Annotated in this window: 21 protein-coding genes and 5 riboswitches; of the genes, 2 read left to right on the top strand and 19 right to left on the bottom strand. The window is 44.4% G+C overall.

The window, feature by feature from the left end; translation table 11 throughout:
- Positions 1–13 precede the first annotated feature (13 nt).
- The 19 genes from Q7P33_RS00105 to Q7P33_RS00015 form a co-directional block, all read right to left on the bottom strand.
- Positions 14–766 carry an ABC transporter ATP-binding protein gene (locus Q7P33_RS00105; RefSeq protein ID WP_303866071.1) on the bottom strand — a complete coding sequence of 251 codons (753 nt, stop codon included), beginning with the start codon at positions 764–766 and terminating at the stop codon, positions 14–16.
- On the bottom strand, positions 763–1,854 hold the full coding sequence (locus Q7P33_RS00100) for an iron ABC transporter permease (RefSeq protein ID WP_303866068.1): 1,092 nt from the start codon (positions 1,852–1,854) through the stop codon (positions 763–765). Before Q7P33_RS00100 ends, Q7P33_RS00105 begins: the two co-directional genes overlap by 4 nt.
- A gap of 2 nt (positions 1,855–1,856) precedes the next feature.
- Entirely contained in the window at positions 1,857–2,681 is an 825-nt protein-coding gene (locus Q7P33_RS00095) for a bifunctional 2-polyprenyl-6-hydroxyphenol methylase/3-demethylubiquinol 3-O-methyltransferase UbiG (protein ID WP_303866065.1), read from the bottom strand.
- A gap of 152 nt (positions 2,682–2,833) precedes the next feature.
- A riboswitch (cobalamin riboswitch) is annotated at positions 2,834–3,011 on the bottom strand.
- 151 nt (positions 3,012–3,162) lie between these two features.
- Positions 3,163–3,654, bottom strand: coding sequence for a flavin reductase family protein (locus tag Q7P33_RS00090; RefSeq protein WP_303866062.1), 492 nt, complete (start codon positions 3,652–3,654; stop codon positions 3,163–3,165).
- 17 nt (positions 3,655–3,671) lie between these two features.
- Complete coding sequence (locus Q7P33_RS00085) at positions 3,672–4,493, bottom strand: MBL fold metallo-hydrolase (protein ID WP_303866060.1); 822 nt, start codon at positions 4,491–4,493, stop codon at positions 3,672–3,674.
- A gap of 14 nt (positions 4,494–4,507) precedes the next feature.
- Positions 4,508–4,723, bottom strand: coding sequence for a DUF5320 domain-containing protein (locus Q7P33_RS00080; protein ID WP_303866057.1), 216 nt, complete (start codon positions 4,721–4,723; stop codon positions 4,508–4,510).
- A gap of 338 nt (positions 4,724–5,061) precedes the next feature.
- Positions 5,062–6,741, bottom strand: a complete 1,680-nt coding sequence (locus Q7P33_RS00075) for an amino acid ABC transporter ATP-binding/permease protein (protein ID WP_303866054.1) — start codon at positions 6,739–6,741, stop codon at positions 5,062–5,064.
- Complete coding sequence (locus Q7P33_RS00070) at positions 6,731–8,497, bottom strand: ABC transporter ATP-binding protein/permease (RefSeq protein ID WP_303866051.1); 1,767 nt, start codon at positions 8,495–8,497, stop codon at positions 6,731–6,733. Before Q7P33_RS00070 ends, Q7P33_RS00075 begins: the two co-directional genes overlap by 11 nt.
- Positions 8,498–8,515: 18 nt before the next feature.
- Positions 8,516–9,325 (bottom strand): ABC transporter ATP-binding protein, encoded by an 810-nt coding sequence (locus tag Q7P33_RS00065; protein ID WP_303866049.1) that lies wholly within the window; start codon positions 9,323–9,325, stop codon positions 8,516–8,518.
- Entirely contained in the window at positions 9,322–10,269 is a 948-nt protein-coding gene (locus Q7P33_RS00060) for an ABC transporter ATP-binding protein (RefSeq protein ID WP_303866047.1), read from the bottom strand. The genes Q7P33_RS00065 and Q7P33_RS00060 overlap by 4 nt, the downstream gene beginning before the upstream one ends.
- A gap of 9 nt (positions 10,270–10,278) precedes the next feature.
- On the bottom strand, positions 10,279–11,121 hold the full coding sequence (locus Q7P33_RS00055) for an ABC transporter permease (RefSeq protein ID WP_303866045.1): 843 nt from the start codon (positions 11,119–11,121) through the stop codon (positions 10,279–10,281).
- Positions 11,108–12,058: an ABC transporter permease gene (locus Q7P33_RS00050; RefSeq protein ID WP_303866043.1), complete on the bottom strand. Its 951-nt coding sequence runs from the start codon at positions 12,056–12,058 to the stop codon at positions 11,108–11,110. Before Q7P33_RS00050 ends, Q7P33_RS00055 begins: the two co-directional genes overlap by 14 nt.
- Positions 12,059–12,152: 94 nt before the next feature.
- Entirely contained in the window at positions 12,153–13,700 is a 1,548-nt protein-coding gene (locus Q7P33_RS00045; RefSeq protein ID WP_303866040.1) for an ABC transporter substrate-binding protein, read from the bottom strand.
- A 470-nt stretch (positions 13,701–14,170) separates the two neighbouring features.
- The gene (locus tag Q7P33_RS00040) at positions 14,171–15,937 is read right to left on the bottom strand and encodes an ABC transporter ATP-binding protein (RefSeq protein WP_303866038.1); all 1,767 of its coding nucleotides are present in this window, start codon (positions 15,935–15,937) and stop codon (positions 14,171–14,173) included.
- Position 15,938: 1 nt separating this feature from the next.
- Entirely contained in the window at positions 15,939–17,657 is a 1,719-nt protein-coding gene (locus Q7P33_RS00035) for an ABC transporter ATP-binding protein (RefSeq protein ID WP_303866036.1), read from the bottom strand.
- A gap of 157 nt (positions 17,658–17,814) precedes the next feature.
- A complete protein-coding gene (locus Q7P33_RS00030) occupies positions 17,815–19,854 on the bottom strand; it encodes a bifunctional diguanylate cyclase/phosphodiesterase (protein WP_303866034.1) in 2,040 nt (679 codons plus the stop codon).
- A 108-nt stretch (positions 19,855–19,962) separates the two neighbouring features.
- Entirely contained in the window at positions 19,963–20,436 is a 474-nt protein-coding gene (locus Q7P33_RS00025) for a methylated-DNA--[protein]-cysteine S-methyltransferase (protein ID WP_303866031.1), read from the bottom strand.
- 34 nt (positions 20,437–20,470) lie between these two features.
- The gene (locus Q7P33_RS00020) at positions 20,471–21,454 is read right to left on the bottom strand and encodes a choloylglycine hydrolase family protein (RefSeq protein WP_303866028.1); all 984 of its coding nucleotides are present in this window, start codon (positions 21,452–21,454) and stop codon (positions 20,471–20,473) included.
- 125 nt (positions 21,455–21,579) lie between these two features.
- Positions 21,580–22,932: a sodium-dependent transporter gene (locus Q7P33_RS00015; protein WP_303866025.1), complete on the bottom strand. Its 1,353-nt coding sequence runs from the start codon at positions 22,930–22,932 to the stop codon at positions 21,580–21,582.
- Between the two features lie 320 nt (positions 22,933–23,252).
- On the opposite strand from Q7P33_RS00015, the gene Q7P33_RS00010 reads away from it, so the two are divergent.
- Positions 23,253–23,873 (top strand): YdcF family protein, encoded by a 621-nt coding sequence (locus Q7P33_RS00010; RefSeq protein WP_303866023.1) that lies wholly within the window; start codon positions 23,253–23,255, stop codon positions 23,871–23,873.
- A gap of 73 nt (positions 23,874–23,946) precedes the next feature.
- Positions 23,947–24,029, top strand: a riboswitch (cyclic di-GMP riboswitch).
- A gap of 74 nt (positions 24,030–24,103) precedes the next feature.
- A riboswitch (cyclic di-GMP riboswitch) is annotated at positions 24,104–24,186 on the top strand.
- A 72-nt stretch (positions 24,187–24,258) separates the two neighbouring features.
- Positions 24,259–24,341: riboswitch (cyclic di-GMP riboswitch) on the top strand.
- Positions 24,342–24,405: 64 nt separating this feature from the next.
- A riboswitch (cyclic di-GMP riboswitch) is annotated at positions 24,406–24,488 on the top strand.
- A 208-nt stretch (positions 24,489–24,696) separates the two neighbouring features.
- Positions 24,697–25,743 carry a S8 family serine peptidase gene (locus Q7P33_RS00005; RefSeq protein WP_303866020.1) on the top strand — a complete coding sequence of 349 codons (1,047 nt, stop codon included), beginning with the start codon at positions 24,697–24,699 and terminating at the stop codon, positions 25,741–25,743.
- Positions 25,744–25,799: the final 56 nt, after the last annotated feature.

Genomic DNA, 25,799 nt, shown 5'->3' with positions numbered 1-25,799 from the left:
TCGTAAAATTGTTTTAAACTGGAACCACAACCGAACGGTCGTTAACCTGTTCAACTGTTACGTCAACACCATAAACCTGCTTTATGTTCGTTTCGGTAATAACCTCCTTTCCGCCGGCGGCATGGATGACGCCGTTTTTTAATAAGATGTATTTATCAGCAAAACGCAGTGCCAGATTCAAATCATGAATTGTTACCACGGCAGTGATATTTTTCAGGCTGGCAATTTCCTTTATCAATTGTAGTACTTCCAGCTGATTCTTCAGATCCAAACTACTGGTTGGCTCATCCAGCATCAACACATCAGTTTCCTGGGCTAGCGCCCGACCAATTAACACCTTCTGATACTCGCCGCCACTTAATTCATCTACATTTTTAAGCACAAATTTTTCCAGACTCAACATTTTGATGGTCTCATTGACAATATTCAAATCGTTTTTACTCACATCCCATTTGATATAGGGCTTTCTACCGATCAGAATGGAATCAAAAACCGTGGTGGCTGTACTGTGGTTGCTTTGAGATACGTAGGCCACTTTTTTTGCCAGCTCAACCTGTCTGAAATCTTTGATGTTTTCCTGTTCGATCAGGACGCTTCCACCCTGGGGCCTTAATATTTTATTGATACATTTGAGCAGCGTGGATTTTCCAGCGCCATTTGTTCCCAATATGGCCAGACACTCTCCCCTTTTCATTGAAAAAGAAATACCTTTCAACACCTCGTGACAAGGATAATTAAAAGACAGTCCATCGACTTGTAAATTCAACTGCGTTTTCCTCCTTTAATCAAGAGATATAAAAACAGGGGAGCTCCCAAAAATGATGTGACCGCCCCAACGGGCAAAACAATAGGTGAAATAATGGTACGTGCAAAGGTATCCGAAACCAGCAGCAGCAACGATCCCATCAAAGCCGAGATGGGGATAAGAAAACGATGATCCCCACCAATCAAACGTCTGACCATTTGAGGTGCCACCAGTCCAACAAACCCTATAACCCCAAGGAAGGAAACCGTAACCGCCGTGATCATTGATGAGACCAGTAGACCAAAAAATCGGGTTCTTTCCACATTGACCCCCAAGCTTTTAGCGGCATCAGGTCCATTATCCAGAGCATTATAATCCCAGCGTTTCATCATAAAATAAATCATCGACAATCCCACCACGATAGCCATGATAGAAACCTCCGTCCAGGCCGCCCGTCCCAGATCTCCAAAGGTCCAGAACACGGCTGCGGCAATCTGCACAGATTCAGCAAAATATTGAATAAGGGTGGTGCCAGCTCCAAAAAGTGAGCTTAATGCCACCCCTGCCAGAATAATGGCCTCCGGTGAAAAATTGCGCATTCGTGCTAACATCAGGATCACCATGGTTGCCCCCATTGAAAAGACAAAGGCAAAGATTGTGACCAGATAAGGGTTGTTTACAATGATCGGCTGGACTGCTGAGCTCTGAACCGTTCCCGCTCCCAAAACAATAATCGCAATATTAGCGCCAAAAGCTGCTGCACTGGAAATCCCCAGGGTGGATGGAGATGCCAGGGGATTTCTCAAATTATTCTGCATCACACATCCGGCCACCGCCAAACCGGCACCGGCTATCACAGCTGCCAAAATTCGGGGCAGGCGAATCCGCCATACTACCACACTGGAAATCTCAGACCCGATACTCATCAGGGTTTTAATGATATCGGTGGGATCCAATTCCATGGCACCACTGTTCATAGCCAAAATCGAAACAATCAGCAACAGCATACAGAGGATGATAATCAATCCTGTTTTTTTACTGTTGAATTTCTGATACAATTCCAGACTGTCGCCATCCACCTCAATGACTGCATTTGGTTTTTTAAGCATTATTATCTCCCTTCTATTTGAAGGGATTCAACAGACCACAGCAATTGGCCATTTTTCGAATAATTCACATCTTCAATCTGGCCGTTATCACTTTTTTTGTCAAGATAATCCCGAATTGCCTGTTTGGTTTCTTCATCGGTGGCTCTTAGCATATGCTCATAATAGTTTGCTGCTTTTTCCACATCCCAGACCTTAACCCGCTGATTCTCACGATGTCTAAACTCCGGAAAACAACCCATTTCCCAGAGCATATTAAAGGCGTAGTACAAGGTGTTGCGATAGTCTGCGGCACGGTTCTCCTGATTCAGTACCGCTCTTAATTCGGCCCCGATTTTGTCCTCTTTAATCAGATGACTGCTCATAAAACAATAACCTTTGGAAGCCTGGATCATTTTTCGGACTTCCTCCGGGCCGCTGATGGCCGGACTCATGGAAGCAAAAACCAGATCGAAATAACCTTCCCATCCTTCTGCGACCAGATCCGCCTGTTCCCAGGGCAGAACCTTGAAGGTGAAATGATCAGCATTTAGACTGGCCGTATTATCCTTTGAGAAATCAATCATATTGGGGGAAATATCAATGCCCACTACCTCACAGCCCATTTCCAGAAAGGCTTTGGAATAGCGGCCGGCACCACAGCCGACATCGAGCACCCGGGCTCCCGGAAAGATGGCACCTTTGCTTTTTAAAAGCGTGATCACCGGGTCATCGTCCATTTGTCTTTTTCCCATTTCATTAAACTCCACCGCCCGAATATCCCAGAACTGTTGGGTTTCATTCAGATCGGTCCGCTTCTTTTTTGCAATCCATCGCTCTTCAAAATTCATAACTTCTCCTCTTTTCTATCTTGTTATTATTTTAAACGTTGCTAATTTTTCTCCTGACTTAATCAGGGCAAATAAAAAAAGAGCTCCTTTTATAAATAAAAGAAACCCTTCCCATCTCAAGGTATTCTAAATCAAGCGCCATCTATCCCCTGGCATTTTTTTCACATCAAGGCAGGTCTCCTGACTAACAGTTCATCCTATTCTCCCCTTCCCAAGCTTTAGCTCAGTGGTAATTGAGAATTCGTCCCTGTTCACAGTGGTGGGTCCGTGCTTTCTAAGCTTCCCTATTCTCCGATCGCCATGATCGGCACCTTGAATTATTCTATTTAAACGCATTTAAAAAGTCGCCGCCCAAAATCTGCCGGACTAACACTTATAATTAAGTTATCTGTTTTTCATGTTATAAATCACTAACATGTTTTTGACATAATACCATTATAATTTTTTCATGTCAATCACAAAATATGATTCGCAGAGCGGCCTATAAAAATTTAATTTGTGAAAAATCGATGCAACCATCGTCACTGACCATTTTTGAATCGGCGTGGACATATTCAATTTTTCCGACAAACATTTCATGCGATCCGGTGACGATTGAATCCACAATGGTACATTCAATATTGACTGGGCAATCGGAAAGAATCGGCGCCTTTACGAATTTAGCTTCTTCCAGATTGACTTTCATCACCGCCAGCTTATCTTCGTCCCGTTTACTGTGGCTGCCCAAATAATTAAATGTTTCCTCATATGCTTGATCAACCAGATTCACCACAAAACAGCCCGATTCTTTAATCAGATGATAGGAATACCGGGATGGCACAATCCCCACCATTACCATCGGCGGATCATAACTGCAATTCCCGCAATAGCCCACCGCCAGAGCGTTATTTTCACCATTTAATCCCCGACAAGATACCAATACCTTTGCCACCGGATTTAAACACGTCCGCATATTTCCTTTTACTTTGTTCATTATTATCTCCTCATTTTTTAAATATTAACCTGGCTACCAGTTGCTAAATAATTAACCTGATCGCCCAACATGGTTTTCAACATTTGATAAGGCTCTTCGCCAGTACAATGGCAGGTATAATACCTTGATTCGGACCCCAAGAGCTCATTGCCAATGCTCTCGATCAGCTCTTTCGACTCTGATTTTTTTTGGGAGCGGTTATAAAGATGAAACCCGCCAATGACAACGGTCGGTTGCAGATCATAGTTTAATGCCATATGATCGAGAATATTGATAATACCCCGATGAGCACAGCCCGCCACCAGCACCAGCTGATTTTTTTCGCGGATGATCAGATTCTGCTCGTGGCCAAAATCATCGGCCATCCGTTGCCCATCTTTTTCCATCAGCAGGTCAGCATTGGCCGAGGCGCAACAGCGTTCTCCCTGAACATTTGAAAAGATGCATAATTCATCATCAATCACAAAATCCTGCTCCAAAAAGACAAAACGGGGGTTGGCAAACAGTTCTTGATCAAGGCCAATATAGGTCTCGCCATTGGTGCGTTTTGAAAAATGATTTTCAAAGGCTTTACCATTGATATAGATGGCCGCCTGATCATTGATTTCCAGAAATTTTTTCAAACCGCCCCCATGATCATAATGACCATGACTGATGATCAACGTATCAACCTGGGAAAGATTCACCCCCAGTTTTTCGGCATTTTCAGCAAACAGACTGCTGGCCCCCACATCAAACAGCAGTTTATGGGTTTCCGTTTCAATGAAAAAACTAAGACCGTGTTCGTTCTGAAAAGCATCAGATATCGATGTGTTTTCTGCCAATGTTACAATTTTCATTTTACCACCCGCACCTATTCCTGATTCATTTCGATTGCTTCAATTCCGTCAAACGGTTTTACCGCTTCATCCGTTTGATTTAGCTTGCTTTTTTGAAACCTTTTCTTATTGCTTCGTCCGCAGCCACAACCTTTTCCAAATCCATAAGCATTTATTCCTGAACAACGTCCTAATCCTTTTCCACTACCAGAGCCCCGTCCGTTGGGACCGGTTCGATCTCTTCCTGGCATTTTGGCACCTCCTGCAGATTAATGACATATGTTATTTATAGTATCATTATATACTATCTCAATCATCTGTCAATCACTATTTTGAGTCCGGCTCATTGCGTGTTGTATTTGTCGATCAAACGACGTTTTTATCTTTAAGCTTGACTAAAATTTCCTCCTGCGGATTACCACATTTGTATTAATAACCTTGACCTTAGCTCAGTCAGTGAGAAAAACCTCCACCTTTTACAATAGTGATATCTTTATTGCTATAATTGAGCTGTTAAACCAACGCCTCACACTTTGATCTCACATTACTCACCTATTGAACTAATGAATCGCTCCTTCCCACTCTAAAATCAATGCGTATCCAATCGATAAACCCGATCACAACCGGCAACCGTTGAGGCCCTATGTGACACGGTAATAATGGTCCGATCTTTGAACTCGGTGTACAGGGTTTTTAGAATACTCTTTTCATTCAAGGTATCCAATGAGCTGGTTGGTTCATCTAAAATCATGATCGGCGTATCTCTGAGACAAACCCGGGCAATCCCAATCCGTTGCCGTTCGCCCCCCGACAGCCGTGAGCCCATTTCTCCGGCATTACTCTGATAACCATCCGGCAGATTCTCAATAAATTCGTGAATGCAGGCCCGTTTGGCGGCCTCGACCACCTCCTCGTGGCTGGCGTCAGGATTACCAATTTTGATATTTTCTTCAATGGTGTCATTCATCAACCAGGTATCCTGGGATAACATGGCATAATGGTTGCGACAATCCTTGAGGCTGACATCCTTTATGTTCGTCCCGCCAACACGAATTTCTCCCTTATCCGGATCCCAGTAGCGAAGCAGCAAATGCAGTGCCGTCGATTTGCCACTGCCACTCTCGCCGATAAATGCAATTTTCTCCCCATTTTTGGCTTCCATGGTAAAGTCTCGAATGATCTGATTGGGGCGTGATGGATAGGCAAAATCAATGTTACTAATGCAAATTTCCCCAGATTTTTGGCCAATTTTGCGGGGTTTCGCCGGCTCTGCGACCTGGGGCGCTTCATCTTCCAGAGCAAAAACCCGCTCTGCTGCCGCAAAAGTCTGAAGCAGGCTGCCCGACAAACTGCTGATGGCAATGACCGGTGTAAAGGAGGATGCCAAGACGACCATCAACACCGCCGCACCACCAATGCCAACCTCGCCAATCATCATGCCATAGGAGCAGATCGCCATTACTGCTACCCGGGACAGGGTTCGCCCAAAATCCGGCAAGGCCATTACAAAATTACGATGGCGAATCAGCTTATGGAGCACCTCATTAATGGCTCTGCCCTTTTTGTCAATGGTACTCAGTTGCTGCTCGCCTTTGCCGAAGACGATAACCTCTTTTATCCCCTTTAAGCTGTCAATCAGGCAGGATTTCAAGTCACCCAATAAGGAGCGGTATGCCCGACCCGTATCCCGACCCGAACGAGCCGAAAAAATGGGGATGACGATCCCGATAATTACATAAAAAGGCAGCATCACCAGTGCAACCATCGGCCAGATCACTGCGCAAAGAATCAGCGACAGACAGGTAATGACAATGGCGATGACAATTGGTGCCACCGTATGGGCAAAAAAAATCTCGATGCACTCAATATCCGAAATGGCCGTTGAAACCACATCACCATTCTTCTTATCGAGCATTTTTGCAGGCGAGAGCTTTCTTAAATTATCATACAGATCGACCCGCATAATTGCCAGCAGCTTATAGGCCACGTGATGTCCAAAATACTGTTCCAGATAGCGACTGGGCCCTCTGAGCAACGCACAGGCAAAAAGCACAATCATCCATTGACCGGTATTTAAGATCATTTCAATCCCAGCTAAACTGCAGATGATCCCCACTCCGGCCACCAGCGTTCCCAGAATTGTCAATTGCCCAAGAATTCCCCCGGTAATACACAGGCCCATGTAACCGGAAACCGGTTTAATCTGTCTGGCCAGCCGTTTCATGATTTGATAACCACTCATTTTTCCGTTATTCTTCTCAACTGACACAGAGCTCACCTCCCTCAAACAAACCTTCTAATGACTCCTGTTCGTTAACCATATAAGAATAGAGCCCCCGCTTTTTCATCAGACTGTTATGGCTGCCACTTTCTTTGATTTCACCCTTATCCATCACATAAATGCAATCCGCCTTCCGGATGGTTGACAAACGGTGTGAAATCACCACCAGGGTATTATTTCTGGCCAGTTTTCCAATGCATTCCCAGATATCATCTTCACTTTCCACATCAACATTAGAGGTTGCTTCATCAAAGATATAAATATCGGCATCCATCAGAATGGCTCTGGCAATTCCCAGCTTCTGCTTTTGACCGCCCGACAGCTTGCCTCCCCTTTCGCCAATGTTCGTGTCCAAGCCCTCCGGTTGTAGGTTTACAAAACTGGACAGATTCACCATATCTAAGGCCTTCATCATTTCTTCGACGGTAGCATCTGTTTTGGCCATTTTTAAATTGTCCAAAATGGTTCCGGTAAAAATATAGGTATTCTGCGGGACAATGCAAACCTTCTTATGAATCTGCTGAGGATCCTGGGTTTTTATATCCTGCCCATCCAGATAAACGGTTCCGCTGTTGGCATCATAAAAGCGCATTAACAGATTGGCAATGGTACTTTTCCCACAGCCGGATTGACCGACAATCGCCGTTACCTTGCCTCGTTCCACCTTCATTGAAATATTTTTTAAGATTTGCCGATCTTGCCCGTACTGGAAACCAACCTGATCTAAAACAAAACCCGACTTTTCAGAAGTGCCTTGAACATCAGTCGACACCAGGTTTTCCCGATCTGATTTTAGTTTCAGCAGTCCAAAAACATTTTCGGCTGCCGCAACCCCGTTCATGGCTGAGTGACCGGTACTCATCAGATCCCGGACTGGCGCAAAAAAGGTGTCGGCAAGAAGCAATAAAAAGATTGCCCGACCAAAGCCAAACCCACCCGCTACAAAGTTCTGCGAAATAAAGACAATGGCGATGGCACTGCTGATGTAAATAATCATTTCTGATATGATCACAGAATTGAAATTCAACCGTAGCACCTTCATAGTGATATCTCTGAAGTCCCAGCATTTTTTACTTAAGTCTTCCCGTCTTTTTTCGTCTGAATCGTAAAGAACAAAAGTATTTAAACCTTCCAGACTGTCATAATAATAGGTATTTAGCTTATTGAATCTTGACCAGTATTCACCTTTAAGCAGTCTGACAACCTTCCTGAACAGCTGATTAATGGGCAGCACAATCAGCGATGCCACCAGCAGTACCCAGGCGGCTTCCGGTGCCGATCCGGTCATTCTAAAAAAAAGCACAAAGGGCGCAATAAAGCAATAAATCAAGGCCGGTAAATATTTACTGAAATAGGTTTCCAGCGCTTCAATCCCATCCACACTGGCAGTAACTGCATTCGTTGTCCCCATGCGTTCAGAGTAGCCAATACCAAGCTCCAGCATTTTTTTATAAATCTTGTGTCTTAAATCAATTCTCAGATCGGCCGAGCATTTATAGGCCAGTTCACCATCAATCAGATTGCCGATAAAGCGTACCAAAGCAATCAGTGACATCACCATGATGGCATTAAACAACAGCTGCGGTGTCAACTCCTGGGTATAAAGTAAACCTTGCACTTTTCCGGTGATTCCAAAAATATACATGACGGTAAATAATAAAGCCAGCTTGACAAACACCATGGCAAAAATCCATTTGGCTGATGGCTTGGCCAGCTCAATCAATTTTCTGTTTATTAGTAACACGTGTTACACCTCTCTTTTTTATGAAACCTGCTTCCCAACCTCATCCAACTCAACATAAAAATCAGAATAGTAGTTATTCATCAGCGCTTTGGTAAATTCTGTTTTCGGAGAATCTATCACCTCATCCGTGACTCCTGATTCGAGTATCACACCTTCATTCATTACCGCAATGCGATCACTGACGGCCTTCACCACACCAATGTTGTGTGAAATAAAAAGACAGGCAAAGTGGTATTCTTTCTGCGCTGTTTTTAAAATTTTAAGAATCTGCGCCTGTACCGAAACATCGAGCATTGATGTCGGTTCATCGGCCACAATAAATTTTGGATCAATCGATAATACCCGGGCCAAAACCGCCCGTTGCACCTGACCGCCACTGAGTTCGCCTGGATATCTTACCAGGTGTTCTTCCTGCAGGCCAACAATCTCAATCAATTCTTTGACTTTTTTCCGTTCTTCGCTTGAGTTCTTTTGATGAATTTTATGAATCCGCATAATTTCAGCAATGCTATCGTAGATTTTAATCCGAGGATTAAGTGCCGATTCAGGATTTTGGAACATAATCTGAACATGCTGCCGCATTTTCCGCATTTCTGCTTCCTTAATTGCGGTAATATCCGCGCCATCAAATTTTATCTGTCCCGTTGTTGGCTTAATCAGCCGCGTTGCGATTTTTGCCAGGGTGGTTTTTCCGCAACCACTGGCCCCAATCAAACCCAGGGTTTCACCCGCCTTAATCCTAAACGATACGTCCTTAACAATCTCGATTCGCTGACCTCCGAAAATATTTTTCCGATAGGATTTTGAAACATCAACTAATTCAATCATGGATTCCAGCACCTCACTTCATGGGTTAATGTCAATTTTTTCATTTGGGGATGGAAATGTCTGCATTTTTCAGATGCTTTTTCGCATCGCTCGTGAAAACGGCAACCCTGAGGAAGATTTATCAAACTGGGACTGGTGCCTTCGATGGGGACTAAACCATTTTCTGGCTGCGCCATAAATAAACCCATTAAATACGGATGAATGGGTTTATTATAAATCTCACTGCACGAACCCATCTCAATCAGTTCACCGGCATACATCACCGCAATGCGGTCGCATACCTTTACTGCAAAGTTGAGATCATGGGTAATGAGCATCATGGCAGTTCCAGTATTTTCTTTAAAAAGCATCAAGGTTTCAATCACCTGACTGCGAACAATGGCATCAAGACCTTTGGTTGGTTCATCAGCAATCAGCAGACTGGGATTTCCACATAAACCCATGGCTGCCAGAACCCGCTGCTTCATTCCACCACTTAGGCGGTGTGGGTAGGAATCCAATACCTGACCCGGTTCTTTAAAATGCATTTTCTTTAACAGACCGATCGCCTGTTTCTTTTTATCACTGCCTAATTGTTTCTGGTTATGATCAATGGCTTCAAAAATTTGCTTTTTATTTTTGATTAACGGATTTAAGGCTTCCGACGGGTTCTGCGGAATCACTGCAATTTTTCGACCCCGAATCTCCCGCATCCGTTTTTGTTGTAAATCCATCAGCTCTTCGTTCTGAAAGAGAATGCTTCCCGTTGAAACTGCATTTTCCGGTAACACTTTTAATACCGACTCACCCAGCACCGATTTTCCGCACCCCGTTTCACCAATGAGCCCGACAATTTCACCCTTTTTAATCTCAATATCGACATCACAAACCGCTAAAACATTGCCATCCGGGGTTTGAAAATAGGTGTTCAAGTTCGAAATTTTTAGTACACTTTCTGTTTTCATATTCTCTCCCTATAATTCCACCATCTGCTGCTGCGGATCTAATTTATCGCGGATTGCATCCCCTAACGCATTAATCAGAGCCACCACCATTGCCAAAACCAGACCCGGTCCGACTAAAAGCCAAGGGGCACGATTAATAAACATCGCCGAATCTTTCAGCATCAGTCCGATTTCCGCATTCGGCGGCTGCACCCCAAAGCCGAGAAAGCTCAAACTTGCAATCGCCATAATCCCATGACCAATCATGAGTGTTGCCAGCGGCAGCACCGGTAATAGAACATTGGGACAAATGTGTTTTCCCAGAATATAGACACTGTTCGCCCCCGATGCCCGGGCCCCCAGAACAAAATCCCGTTCCTTAAAAATCAGCGTTTCACTGCGGACAATCCGGGCGTAAGCAACCCATCCCATAACCGATAACACCACAATCAGGGTCAGATCACTGGTGCCCAACACAGCAATTAGAGCAATGGCCGCAACGGTTGTCGGGAAGGCCTGAAAAACATTCATGATGTAACTGAAAAATCCATCAATTCTGCCACCCATGTAACCGGAAACAAGCCCAACCATCAGACCAATCCCTAATGCGATGGCTTCAATAATCAACGAATAGAGCAGTGATGTCCGCATCCCGTTAAAAACCCGGGACAACAAATCTCTACCAAACTCATCAGTTCCAAACCAGTGCTGCAAACTTGGTTTCTGCAGTTGTCTGGCATAATCAATCGTGTTGGATTCCGGGAAAATGACTGGTGCAAAAATGATCAAAACCAGCAGCAATGCCAGTAATCCCCACCATAACCAGATAAGCTGCTGGTGCTGTTTTTTTGTTTTTAGTTTAAATTTCCGCATTGGCACAGTCCCTCACTCTCGGATCGACAAATTGATAAAGGATGTCGATAAATAAATTGATAAAGACAATGATGACCCCGTAAGCAAAAAGAAATCCCATCGAAACCGGATAGTCCTTGGCCATAATCGCTGAAACCAGATAGGTTCCGATTCCCGGTAGCCCAAAAATATTTTCAATGATCAGACTTCCCCCAATCATACTCACCAGACTGACCCCGGTTAAGGTAATAATTGGCAGGGTAATGTTTTTGAGGATGTGTCTAAAAAAAATCTGGTTTTCACTCAAGCCTTTCACCCGGGCTGTATAGACATAACCACTGCCCTTTTCTTCAAGGATACAGGTTCGCACCAGTCGCACCATCCGGCTGGAATTGCTTAAACCCAGTACCAGACCCGGCAGAATCAGATCCTTGGGACTGTTGTAACCAAAGGCACTAAACCATCTTAACTGAGTCGAAAAAATATAGATAAAGAATAGTGCCAACCAGAAGCTGGGGATCGACATTTTAATCGATTGAGTCAAGCGCAGTAAATTATCGAGCCAGGAATCTTTGAACTCCGCTGAAATAAATCCCAGGGTAATGCCAATGATCAGCGAAAAAAACAAACCCGTTAAAGATAACATCAGGGTGTAGCCAATCCGATAAAAAAACTCTTCGGCAACTGGATTTCCGGTTTTAAAGGATTCCCCAAAATCGCCGCTGACAATCCCGGTAAACCAGTTTTGAAATTGGGTTAAAAAAGGATCATCCAGACCCAGCATTTCTTCATAATGGGCCAGTGCCGCCGGGTCTGTACCTCCTTCCGGATTTCGGTAGTGCATTAAAATCTCAGCCGGATTGCCCGGTGAAAAATACATAATACTGAACGCCAGAAAGGCAATCGTGATTACCGTCGGTATCAGCATCACAATGCGGTTGATTATGATTTTCTTCATTTTTCCTCCAATCTGATTGATTCGCCTACAAAACCATAAAAATTGCCAATAAAGCCGGCAGAACCTCTGATTCTGCCGACCCTGATGGTATTATTTATTTGATTACGACGTCACTTAAATCAACTTCGGACGTATTTGGACAGAATTTGAGACCTTCAATATTTTTTTGCGACACAAAAATTCGTTGTGAGAAATAAAGTGGTACGCCAGCTATCGAATCATTTTGAATTTTCCAAATTTTGTCAAATTCTGCTTCTCTGACCTTGTCATCACCCGTCACACTGACTGCTTCGGTGAGCGTATTCATTTCTTCATTAACGCCATAACCAATCCCATAGTCATCATAGGCACTGGAGTTACCTCGCCAGTAAAGATACGATACAACCGTGCCCGTCCAGGGATGCGAAGTGGACATATCAAAGTCACCGGCTTTTAAGGTCGTTTTTGTGGTGGTTGCATCCAATACCTGCAGATCAACTGCGATCCCGATTTTCTTTAAGGCATCCTGTAGAAAGACCCCAACACTCCGATTAACCTGAGAATCACTCACCACCATTTTTAGACTAAGCTTCTGGCCATCTTTTTCGACTATGCCATCCCCATCGCTGTCTTTATAACCCGATACTTCAAGAGCAGCCTTGGCCTTGGTGAGATCATATTTAAGCACTTCATCTTTTTGAGAGAATTTGTAGCTCGCCAACACATAGCGGGATGTCGGCACAGGGATTCCGTAAAGCACCGTGCTGGTAAGCATATCCCGGTCAATCCCAAGGGCAATCGCTTTTCTGACATTGGGATCCGAACAGACGCCTTTGGCCCAATTCAAACTGTAGGTGGTAATGGTACCATAATCTTCGCAAACGCTTACATTTAAATCTTTATTTGCCTGTAAATCCGGTACATCGGCAAATGGCAACACGGTATAGTGTTCGGTTAAGCCAATTACGTCCACATCGCCACTTTTAACGGCCATAACACGGGAGTTTTCATCGGTGATGACCTTATAATCAATTTTTGTAATGCCTGGCATTTTATCGGTTCGCCAGTACGTCTCATTTCTGATCAGCGTCGCACTCATATCTGCCTGGTAGTCCTGCAACACATATGGCCCCGTTCCGATCCAATCGGTAATATTTCCTTTGGCATCAACTGCAGTCGGAAGTGTTACCCAGATTTTTGAGAGTTCATCAATAAAATTCCCATAGCTTTCGGTAAAATTTACTTTTAAGGTTTTATCATCAACAATATCAACATTCTTTATCTTTTTGATATAACCACAGTCCCGATATACCGGCCAATATTCAATATTGAACTTGGCGACCTCAGCGGTAAATTTTTCACCATTTGAAAAGGTGACCCCTTCTTTCAGTTTTAAGGTAAATTCGGTAAAATCTCCATTATTCTGCCATTCTGTTACCAACCGTGGGCCGCTGGACATATCCTCCAGCGAATCCATCAGCGAATCAAAAATCAATGTTTTAGGCTCACTACCATTTTTAAAATCTTTAGCGCCACCAACAACCAGGGTTTGTTCAACGGCAGATGCTTTATCATCCGCTTTTGCGCCTGTACACCCTGTAAAACCTGTGACCAGAACTGCCACAATCACCAACAGAGCCAGTGCCCTTATCCCTTTTTTCATAACTTTCCTCCATCAAAAATATTTTTCTATATAAAAAAACCGCAAAAGCTATGTCCTACTGCAGTAAGACAATCAACCTTCACGGTTTCAGTTTATAATATGCTATTTTTTTACTGAATCTCAACGGTTTACTGTAATTTGATCAATTCTGATATTTTTAACCGTTTGTCAATACTCGGTGTCCAGATATTGACATATTAGCGTTCTTCAACTGCTCTGATTACTCTATCCATGTTATCTCTATTACTGCAAATATTGCAAAGATTTCATTCTCCTGATTAATAAAAAAACCGTGAAAATTGATCTCCACTACTGTAGAGCGATCAACCTTCACGGTTAATTTTCTGTATTTATCCATATTGTAAGCGTTATCGACTTGTGAATCTTTCATATAATACTACACTTAACTAGACTTGTCAATAGTTGTATATACGTAATTTCCAATGTTTTAAGATGCCCGTACTTTTCCATCACTCAAACTGCGCCTGATACATCTGCCAATAATGTCCCTGCTGCTTCATCAGTTCTTCATGGGTGCCCTGTTCCACCACATCCCCCTGATTCACCACCAGAATCAAATCGGCATTCTGGATCGTGGAGAGCCGATGGGCAATGACAAAACAGGTTTTATCTTTCATCAACTGGCGCATGGCTTCCTGAATCTTTTTCTCGGTGCGGGTATCGACGTTGGAGGTGGCCTCATCGAGGATCAGCATCTTGGCGTCTAACAGCATCGCCCGGGCAATAGTTAAAAGCTGCTTCTGACCCTTGGAAATATTGGTGCCATCATCACTTAAAATCGTATCGTATCCCTGAGGCAGATGCGCAATAAACGAATGGATGCGGGCCGCTTTAGCCGCCTCCACCACCTCTGCCATGGTGGCATTTTCTTTACCATAGGTCAGATTTTCATAGATGGTTCCATGAAAAAGCCAGGTATCCTGAAGCACCATGGCAAAGGACTTTCGCAGACTGTCGCGGGTCAGCCCTTGAACTGCATTGCCATCCACATAGATATTACCGGCTTCAGTATCGTAAAAGCGCATCAGCAGATTGATGATCGTGGTTTTTCCGGCTCCGGTAGGGCCGACGATGGCAATCAGCTTGCCTGCTTCGGCATTAAGACTGAAGTTGTTAATGATCACCTGATTGGCATCATAGCTGAAGCGGACGTTTTCCATCACAATGTCGCCCTTCACACTGGCCAGGTCGATCATCTTATCGGTGTCTTTGGCTTCGGACAGCTCATTCAGTAACGAAAAAACCCGCTCGGCTGCTGCCAACGATGATTGCAGGTCGTTCATGATGTTGGCCATTTCATTAATCGGCCCGGAAAATTTGCGGGAGTACAACACAAAGGATGAAATCTGCCCAATCGACATCGCTCCCACCAGATATAACAGCGCCCCAAAGACACTGATACAGGCCAGCGAAATGTTGTTGATAAAATTAATCGTCGGATAAATCATACTGCCATAGTATTCGGCATTGTAGTAGGCATCCACCGCCTGCTTGTTTTTTACATTAAATTTCTTGATGGTGTTTTCTTCCAGATCATAGATTTTTAAGGTCTTCTGGCCCGATACCATTTCCTCCACAAAGCCATTAAGTTCGCCCAACTTGCGGGAGCGTCGGCTAAACAGTGGCCGGGTTCTTTTAACCAGATAACGGGACATCAAGATTGAAGCCGGTACCGTCGCCGCAAATATCAGCACCAGTTGGGGAGAAATCGCAACCATCATAAAAAACGAGCCCAGAACGGTAATCACCGCTGAGGATACCTGAATCAGGTCGCTGGAAATGGAGCTGTTGACCGTATCAATGTCATAGGTGATCCGGCTGATGACATCCCCAGTCTGATGGACATCAAAATAACCAACGGGTAAATCCATCAATTTATTAAAGACATCCCGACGCATGGCAAAGGTAACCTGACGGCTGATCCGGATCATTAACACTTCCAGGACATAGGTCAGTCCGGCTGAGCCAATATAAAAAACCACCATCCAGGCGGCGTAATAAAAAACCCGACTAAAATCAACCCGACCCGTACCCAGCTCAATGGCATCAATGGCGTAGCCAGAAAGTAGTGGCCCCACCAGGGCCAGCAAATTACTCCCGATGGTTAAGACGATGGCGGCCAGCAAGCGCCATTTATAGCGCATCAGATACCCCCCCAACTGGATCAGAGTACCTTTGCGGTTTTGCGGTTTTTCAAATTTTTGTGATCGTCGCATCTCAGGATACCCCCATCTGGGAATGGCTGATTTCCCGATAAATTTCGCAGCTCTTCATTAAATGTTTATGCTTGCCATAGCCGATGGCCACACCATCTTCCAAAACCAGTATACGATCGGCGTGTTTAATGGAGCTGATCCGCTGGGCGACAATAATAATGGTGGTGTCACCAAAGTTTTCTTTAATCGCCTTGCGAAAAGCAGCATCGGTTTGATAATCCAGGGCGCTTGATGCGTCATCCATCACCAGAATTTCCGGATCGGCTGCCAACGCCCGGGCAATCAGAATCCGCTGTTTCTGACCGCCACTGAGATTGGCCCCTTTAATGGTTAACTGCTCACCGGATTTATTGGCTTTCTCATCCACAAATGCTTTGGCACCGGCACAGACAATCGCCTTTTTTATGGCTTCTTTTGAGAGATTTCGACCCAGATCGATGTTCTCCTCTATGGTAGCTTCAAAAATGATATCATTCTGAAAGACAACGCCAAATTTTTGATGCAATTCCCGGGGATCCATGGACCGGATATCCCGACCATCGATTGAAATTTTTCCCTTATCCACATCATAAAGCCGCATCAGCAGATTTAACAACGTCGTTTTTCCAGCCCCGGTTTCACCAATGATCCCCAGGGTTTCGCCCTTTTTTAAGGCAAACGAAATATTGCTCAGATTGGGTTCTTCTTTGTTATAGGAAAAGGTGACGTTCTCAAATTTCACAAACGCCTCCGCATCCGTCTCAAGGTCTTCGGGTCGTTCCAGTACTGCCAAGGCATCCACACGATCCAGCGCCTGGGTGATGCGCTCGGCTGAAGCCGTGGCCTTTGGCCACATCTCAAACAATTTTGAAAGCGCTAAAACCGCATGAAGAATAATCGTGAAATACGTCATAAAAGCCAGGATAATGCCCACTTCCGAGATGCCGTTATTGACGCCATAGGCTCCCACCACAACCACCAATACCAAACCCAAATTGAGACAGATGTTCATGGCCGGCGAAATCACTGCCACCGTCATCCGGGCTTTTTTCTCCCGGTTCACCACGTCAGTATTAATGGTATCAAAGCGGTTTTTCTCATAGTCGGTTTTGGACAGTGCTTTAATGACCCGAATCCCGTTGATGTCTTCCCGAACCACTCGGACAAAGCCATCCAAGGCCTGTTGCAGTCCGGCAAAGAGTGGCATGCTTTTTCGGGAAACCAGGATGATAATCAGTATCATGACCGGCATAATCCCAATTAGTACCATTGCCAACCCCGGATCCAGGGTCATTGTGATAATGATCCCGCCGACCAGCATAATCGGAGCCCGTACCCCCAACCGCTGAATCCGGATGATCATCTGATGAACAATGTAGGTGTCGGCGGTTAAACGGGAGATTACCGAGGGCCTGGTCAGGCTATCCATCTGCCAATTGGAAAAATACATCACCCGGGCAAACAGGTCGTGGCGGATTATTTCGGTGGCATCACTGGCCACCCGGGCAGCCATCCGATTGGCAATAATGTTAAAGACCATTCCAATGATGGCGCAGACCACCATTACCCCGCCCCAATAAAATATCGGTGCAGGTTGCTTTAAGGGAATGATCTGGTCAATAATCAAGGCCAGAATTGAGGGAATAATCAGATCCATGATCGACCCGGTAAATTTAAAAAATACACCAATCGCCATTCGACGATAAAATGGTTTTAAATATGTGGTGATGATTCGCTTCATTATTACCTCCTCTCTTGCCGCAGACACATTATAAGTTAGTTTACACGCTTATCATTTTAACCGTTTTTGATCGTTAATCCAACTTTTTGAGCAATTTTAGTTGCTGTTCGATCAAACAAAAAAAGCAACCCTAACTGTACAGATTGCTTTTAGCCTGTTATTTTAAATCTTGTTGGCCAATTAAATGCCGGATCATTGCCTCATCACCAAGCGGACGGCTAAACAGATAGCCCTGGATCAAATCGCACTGCTTATTTTTTAAAAACTCGTACTGTGGTATTTCTTCGACGCCTTCAGCGACTACAACAATGTTGAGACTGTGAACCATTTCGATGATGCTTCCCACGATTTGACTGTTCTTCTGGCCGTTTTCAAGTGATTTGATAAAAGACCGATCAATTTTAAGAATATCAATCGGCAGCTGCATCAGATAGCTCAAGGATGAATAACCGGTTCCAAAATCATCAAGGGAAACGGTCACCCCTAAGGCTTTCAAATCTTTGATGATCGCAACCGATTGCTCCATGTTGTCAATAAAAACGGTTTCGGTGATCTCAAAGGTCAGGCATTCCGGTGAAACCCTTTCTTCACGGATCACGGTTTTGACCCCTTCCAAAAAACCCGGTCGTTTCATCTGAACCGCTGACACATTGACAGCAATGTGAATAGCAACCTGCAGACGCTTGTTGATCTCGATGATTTTTTTGCAGGCCTGCCGCAGCACCCATTCCCCCAACTCCCCGATCAGCCCGATTTCTTCGGCCAGGGGAATAAATTCGGCTGGCGAAACAAGACCCCGATCCGGCGCACGCCAGCGTAGCAGGGCTTCAAAACTGACGGTCTTTTTATCGGCGGCACACACAATTGGCTGATATTCAAGAAAAAACGCTTCGTTTTCAAAGGCTTCGAGCATCTGGTTTTCCAACGCCATCTTATAGAGAACTTCCGTTTTCATCTCTTTCTGGTAAAATTGAATGGAATTTTTGCCCAACTCCTTCGCTTTATACATGGCGGTATCCGCCGCTTTTAGCAAATCACTGCTGCTTTTGGCATCAATCGGCCAGATAGCAATCCCAAAACTGGCGGTAATCATCACCGATTTATCCCCCAGCTTCAGCGGGTTTGCCAGCAGGTTTAGAAGGTTCTGTGTATAGCCGAGCAAGGCCTCATCGGTAATCTGACGACGAATCAGCATGGCCAGTTCGTCCCCACCCAGTCGCCCCAGCAGATCCTTTTCGTGGATGGCATTTTTTAACCGCGCAGTTACCTGTATCAGCAAGTCATCGCCAGCATCATGTCCCATTGAATCATTAATCTTTTTAAAATTATCGAGATCGATAAATACAATCGCAAAGCGATGGGGATTCTCCTGATTCAGATCAATTAAAAGCTCCACCTGCTCCAAAAATTTCTTCCGGTTGGGAATCCCGGTCAGGGTGTCGGTATACGCCAAGAATTCCAGCCGCTTCTGATTATCTTCAATTTCCGCATTATAATGCAGCAACAGCTCGTTTTGGGCTTCCAGCTGTTGCTGATGCGCCAATACTTCATCATACAAATTGTTCAGACTTTCCTTCTGACTGGCCGTATTGGCATACATCAATGATTTTTTTTTAATAATCTGCTGATAGATCCGGTTGGTGACAATGCTGGCCAGAACAATGCATATAAACACTGCCACCAGTGTCAGATTAAATGCATAATCCATCCGGATCGTCAGAACCGGATAGGTGACAACACTATCCACAAAAAACAGTACTCCAGCCAGCAGCATATAATAAAAAAGCGTTCGGTCGATCATCATATTTGACATGATCATCATGATCACAATGATCATCCAGAAGATAACAGTAAACCGCTGATAGTAAGCCAGATAGGTGGCCAACAACCCAAACAGCAAGGTTATGCTCATTACATGCAAAGCCAGCCGGTGCGGCAATTTAAGATGCAAAAGGAGTAAAATAAAGACACCACAAAATAACAGAACACCGCTGACGGTCAGGACTTGATCCCAGCTTTCCTGCCAATAAGAGCCAGCGAACATACTGACCACTGCGGCCAGCAGCAGCATCGGCCCCAGCATTGCCATCATCAATCTTCCTTCGTTTTCTTTGATCTTCTCCAAATCATCGGATTCGGCGATGCGATTGAGAATTTTTGAAAGATTCGCTCTAATTTTTTTGATAAGCACCATCATATCATTCTCCCTTACTTCGCAGTGATGACCACTGGTGGAGCCGATTCCTCAAGATATTTGTCATCTAATAATAAATATACCCACATTGATCCATAACTAGTAAAAATTTCAGATCTCTTTCGCACCTCTGGTTTCCAGTTCCAGCAGCTGTTTTTTTATTGCCAGGCCGCACCCATACCCGACCAAACTGCCATTGGCCCCAATTACCCGGTGACACGGTATGATGATGGCAATGGGATTCTTGTTGTTGGCACCCCCCACCGCTCGACAGGCTTTTTCATTGCCGATGGCCAATGCGACATCTTTATAGCTGCAGACCGCTCCGTAGGGAATGTCCCGAAGGGCTTTCCAGACCTTTTGCTGAAAGTCGGTGCCCTGCGGACAAAGCGGCAAATCAAAGCTGTGGCGTTTTCCCTGCAGATACTGCTCCAGCTGATGGCTGGCTTCTTTTAGCAATGGTGTCTCCTGGTTATTGACCTGACCCGGCAACACTTTTTCAAAGCTTAAGCCGGTAATGGCTTCGCCGTTTTCAGTGATTACGATTTTCCCCAAGGGGGTTTGATAACAAAAACCATTTTCCATCACGTTCACCTTTTACCACATTCATCCTATTCATTTAGTTCAATTGCCGATATTGCTGTTCTTGCATCATTTCCCAGACCTTTGGTTCTTTGGCATCAAGATCTTCGTTAAACAGGCAGGCCCGGCCGATCTGATTATTATCATAGGTCTTGAAATAATAGGTGCCGCTATTACAGACCATGCAGGCCGTATATTGGGTAAAATCGATGCCCTCATCGGTGATCACACTGCCCTTGGGAATATCGACCGATGCCAAAATGTGAAACGCAGCGTTAATGCAGTCTTCTTCGGTTTCGATGGGATTAATGGCCTCCCGACCAAACAGTGCCCGTAAAAACCGCGATGGCGGGGTGTAATCTCCCGGCAGACCAACGCTTCCGGAACCACCGCCAAAGGGGCTAAAGGTCAGGCCATTTAACTGAATCGAACCAGTTTTATTCGGTGAAACCCCAATATAATTGCGGATGTTGGTTAAATGCCAATTGAAGTCCGGACTGTTGGTCATCACCCCCAGGGGATTATCATGGATCACAATACCCTCTTTCATTGGTTCAATCACCAGGGTTCGCCCGGTTTTATCGGTAATGATCCAATGCAGTGGGGTAATAACGTTCATCATCTTAAGGGGTGTACTGACAATATTGAGCTGTGGGATTGCCGCCTTGACTTCTTCGAGGGTTGCAAAATTGGTCAACAGCCAGCCGACAATTTCGTGAGGCGCCAAATTAATGCGACCCGGGATGACCGTATCACTATACTCGGCATAACCCGGAAAATATAAACTGGCACAGGCCAGTCCAGCTTCATTGAGACCATCGGCAAAAAGATAAGTGCCCAAATTTCGACCGATACCCATCATCGCATACTTGACCGCTCTTTGGGTTTGATCCACCTCTGACTCAAGTAAAAACTTCCTTGGTACACAGATCAGCTCCGGATCCAGTAAAAAAGCGAAATCCATGGTTCTGGCCAACGTATTTATCTGGTTTGTTGTCATCAGAGTAAGGCTTGTACACATTAAGAATTACCTTCTTTCTTTTTAACCATTATATCTGGTTTATTAGAAATAGTAAATCATTAAGAACGTTTAATTCGCAACGGTTGTCGAATCGCATCAAACCGTTGTTGCGGGTGTGCTGGTCGTTAATATTTAATCACGCCCATGGCCTCCAAAATTGAACTGATCAGAATCGCTACAATGCAAAGTGGAGCGATGTATTTGACCATAATAATAAACAGCTTTTCCCGTTTAAACGGTGAGGACAGCTTGACCTCGTCGGTGATGATTGTTGTTTCCAGCACATGACCCACAAGGATACAGGTAAAAAAGGCCCCAACCGGCATCAATACGGAGTTCGTTATGAAATCAAAAAAGTCCAGAAAATTAAAGCCAAAAATGAGCACCTCACTCCAGACTCCCTGTCCCAAAGAAGAGGGTATCCCAATCAAAATTGCCAGCACTGTAACAATCAGCACCCCTTTTTTGCGTTCCCACTTAAACTGATCGCAGACTGTTGCCACCACTGCTTCCATTAACGAAATGGAAGAGGTCAGCGCCGCAAACAATACCAGCAAGAAAAAAACGCCGCCCATCACATTGCCAAAGCCCATCGTTTCAAATACCTTGGGCAGGGTGACAAACATTAAACCGGGCCCCTTATTAAGCGCTGTCGGATCACCACCGGAGAAAGCAAAAACCGCCGGAATGATCATAAAACCCGCCAGAATAGCAATCCCGGCATCAAACAGCTCAATTTGCTTGACCGATGTTTCGAGGTCATCTTTTTTGCTGAGATAGGAACCATAGGTAACCATAATCCCCATGGCCAGAGACAACGAGTAAAACATTTGGCCCATGGCGGCCAAGACTGCCTGAAAACTAAAATTAGCCAAATCCGGATACAGAAAATACCAAACCCCGGCCATCGCCCCAGGCTGCATAATTGAATAAATTGATATAAAAACCGATAAGACAATCAGTACCGGCATTAAGATCTTACTGGCTTTCTCGATGCCGTTCTTAACCCCTCGGATCACCACAAAGGTGGTGGCCAGAACAAAAATAGCCTGCCAGATAATCGGTTCAATGGGTCGGGCGATATAGCTTGAAAAATAATCGGCGCCGGTGGTGGTCATCCCGCCACCAGTAACAAAAACTAAAAAATATTTGACTACCCAGCCCCCGATTACACTGTAATAGGGCAAAATCAGAAACGCCACTAGGGAGGCAATCACCCCCACAAAACCGAATCGTTTATCCAGGGCCCGATAAGCACCCATGGGACTCAGTTGCGATTTACGGCCAATTGCCAACTCAGCCATCATGATTGTAAAACCCAGGGTCAACACAAAAATCAGGTAGATGACCAGAAACAGACCACCCCCATATTTGGCTGCCAGATAGGGAAACCGCCAGATATTCCCCAGCCCCACTGCTGAGCCGGCAGCTGCCAGCACAAAACCTATTTTACTTGAAAACTCACTTCGTTTCTCCACACAATTCCTCCAACTGTTTCGATCGCAAATTTCATTTTGCTTTTTTTACGCTTTTTTGTCCGTCATTCCCGAACAAATTCGCACCTTTACTATTTTAACCGTTTTGACATTTTTTGCCACTACTTTTTATCGTCACTGCAAAAAAACCTCGATCCAACGCTTTTTGATCCACAAACCCAGCATGTTGGCCGATTTTAATTGCTCTGACTAACTGGTTGTATTATACTAATCTTATAACAGTTTGAATCAGTCTTCTTGCCACATTAAAACACATCACTTGGAAAACAGTTGTTTTTTTTAGCGATTGAAAGGATGAACGGATGACGAACTTCAGAAGAATTTTTAAGTTTATTTTAAAGGGACTTTACTATGCTCAGTTGCTTATTTTTTTTGCCGCTGTTGTACTGGGTGTTTACCTTTTTGTTGACACTGACCGTTTCGTTGAAGCGTTTGCCAAATATCTGGTGGTTGAAAAAAACATCCAGCGCGCCGATGTGATCATCGTCACTAGCGGTGAAGAAGATGCCCTGCGAATCGCCGAAGGTATCCGACTTTTTCAAGAGGGCTATAGTAACTATATTATCTTTTCCGGATATTCTAAAGACAACCAGATGATTCAAAAGGCCATGACCGCCGCTGGACTCCCTGAGACGTGCTACACCATTGATGATAAAGCAACATCAACCATTGAAAACGCCACCTGTCAACAGACCTATGTCAACGAACATCAGGTTCAGTCGCTGCTGGTTGTCTTTTCGCCCCCCCAATCAAGAAGAGGCCTATTGGCCTTTCGCCATACCTTTAAAGATCTACCCGTCTACGTCAGCTACTCCGACCGCTCCAGCTACCACCCGGATGCGCTTTTTAGCAGTAAGGAAACCCGGGAAATGTTCACTACACAGGCACCCAAGTTTGTGTATTATTTCTTCCGATACGTGTAAAATTCTTATCTCAGATAAAAAAATGAAAATTCACTTGACAAATTGAGAATGATGCATTAATATTATTTTAATAGAATATTTTTGGCAAACTTATCGAAAGATAGGGACGCAAAGCTTTAGGGGCCTAACCGTATGGAAAGCCAGCCAGTTGCAAAACACATCAAAATGATGATCTTATAGCAACGTGCCTGTGCGTTGCTTTTTTTATTCTGAACTATTCTTTTCTAAGATTTAATATTTGGCAAACTTATCGAAAGATAAGGACGCAAAGCTTTAGGGGCCTAACCATATGGAAAGCCAGCCAGTTGCGATCAATCACGAGATGATCTTATAAGCAACGTGCCTGCGCGTTGCTTTTTTTATTTCTAACCGTTCTTTCTTAAGATTCAATATTTGGCAAACTCATCGAAAGATGAGGACGCAAAGCTTTAGGGGCCTAACCGTATGGAAAGCCAGCCAGCTGCATTAATACCGTACAGAAGAAATGTGCGACGTGCTGATGCGTTGCACATTTTTTTATTTAAACTAAAAAATTAATATTTGGCAAACTCACTGAAAAGTGAGGACGCAAAGCTTTAGGGCCTAAGTAGTTTTATATGGCAGCCAGTTGCAAATCCGTCTTTATTTTAAGGACATTTTGAGCAACGTGGCAAACGTTGCTTTTTTTATTTAAAGCAACCTATTTGGAAAGACAAAATGAATGTGACTGCTTTTCGTGATTTAGTCACCGAATATACGTGATTTGGTTACAGAAGATTAGAATGATTCTAATTAAAATAGTATCAAGAAACGATGATCTATTGATCTGAAAGGGGAAAATAAAATGAAAGCAAGTAAGAAATTAGCAAGTATCATAGTCAGTGCCACATTTATTTTGACGAATCTTTCAACCGGCCTAGTTTATGCCGCAAATAATGATAAATATCCGAATGACCCTTACCTGGGAACTACCTGGCAGTATGCAAAGGCCGGAATTGATGATACCTGGAACGCAGTTGATACCGAGAATGAAATTGTCGTGGCCGTTCTGGATACCGGATTGGATGTTAATCTGGCTGATTTAGAAGGTCGAATTACAAATGGCTATGATTTTATCAACGATACTTCCAATATGACCGATACCCAGGGACATGGCACAATGGTGAGCAGCACCATTGCCGCAGTAACTGATAACGGAATCGGAATTGCCGGAGCAGCCGGACTGGCCAATGTCAAAATTGCCCCCTATCGGATTGGTGATAAAACCCTTAATAACAATGCAATCACAGCAGCCATTATGGATGCTGCAAACCGGGAAGACGTTCGAATTATCAATTTAAGCGTTGGCTCCTACGAATATAATCAGAGTCATGCCGATGCAATTGCCTATGCTATCAGCAAGGGCAAGATCATCATTGCCGCAGCCGGAAATCACGGTGCCGAACAGGAAGGCGACGATCCTTACTATTATCCAGCATCTTATCCCGGAGTTATCTCAGTCGGTTCGATTGGTTTAAACGGAAAGGTTGCATCTTTTTCTCAGTATAATGATGAGGTCGATATATATGCACCGGGCGAAAGCCTGGTTGTGCTACAACCGAACAACAGCTCCGGCTGGCAGGATGGAACATCTTTTTCAGCAGGAATTGTATCTGGTATTAGTGCCACTTTACTGGCTCAGGATCCTTCCTTGACACCAGCTGAAGTCGAGACTTTACTACGGGAAACCACACAAAGTTTAGGTGAAAACGGCCAAGTATACGGTTCTGGTTTGGTTCAGGGGGATAAAGCACTGGAAGCATTGAAGAGTCAAACCCCTTCGGACAAGGCTCAAGAACCGACTAATCTGGCAATGAGTTTGGGGAGTTTTTTAACAATGAGCTTTAGATAATTTGTAAGCGCTTAAATACAAGGTGCCACAAAAAATAAAAAAGAACCGGCGCTAGC

Source organism: Acetobacterium wieringae (assembly GCF_026646375.1).
GTDB lineage: Bacteria > Bacillota > Clostridia > Eubacteriales > Eubacteriaceae > Acetobacterium > Acetobacterium wieringae_A.
Note: the sequence above shows the minus strand (reverse complement) of the source record. Positions and strands in the feature narration are given on the sequence as shown.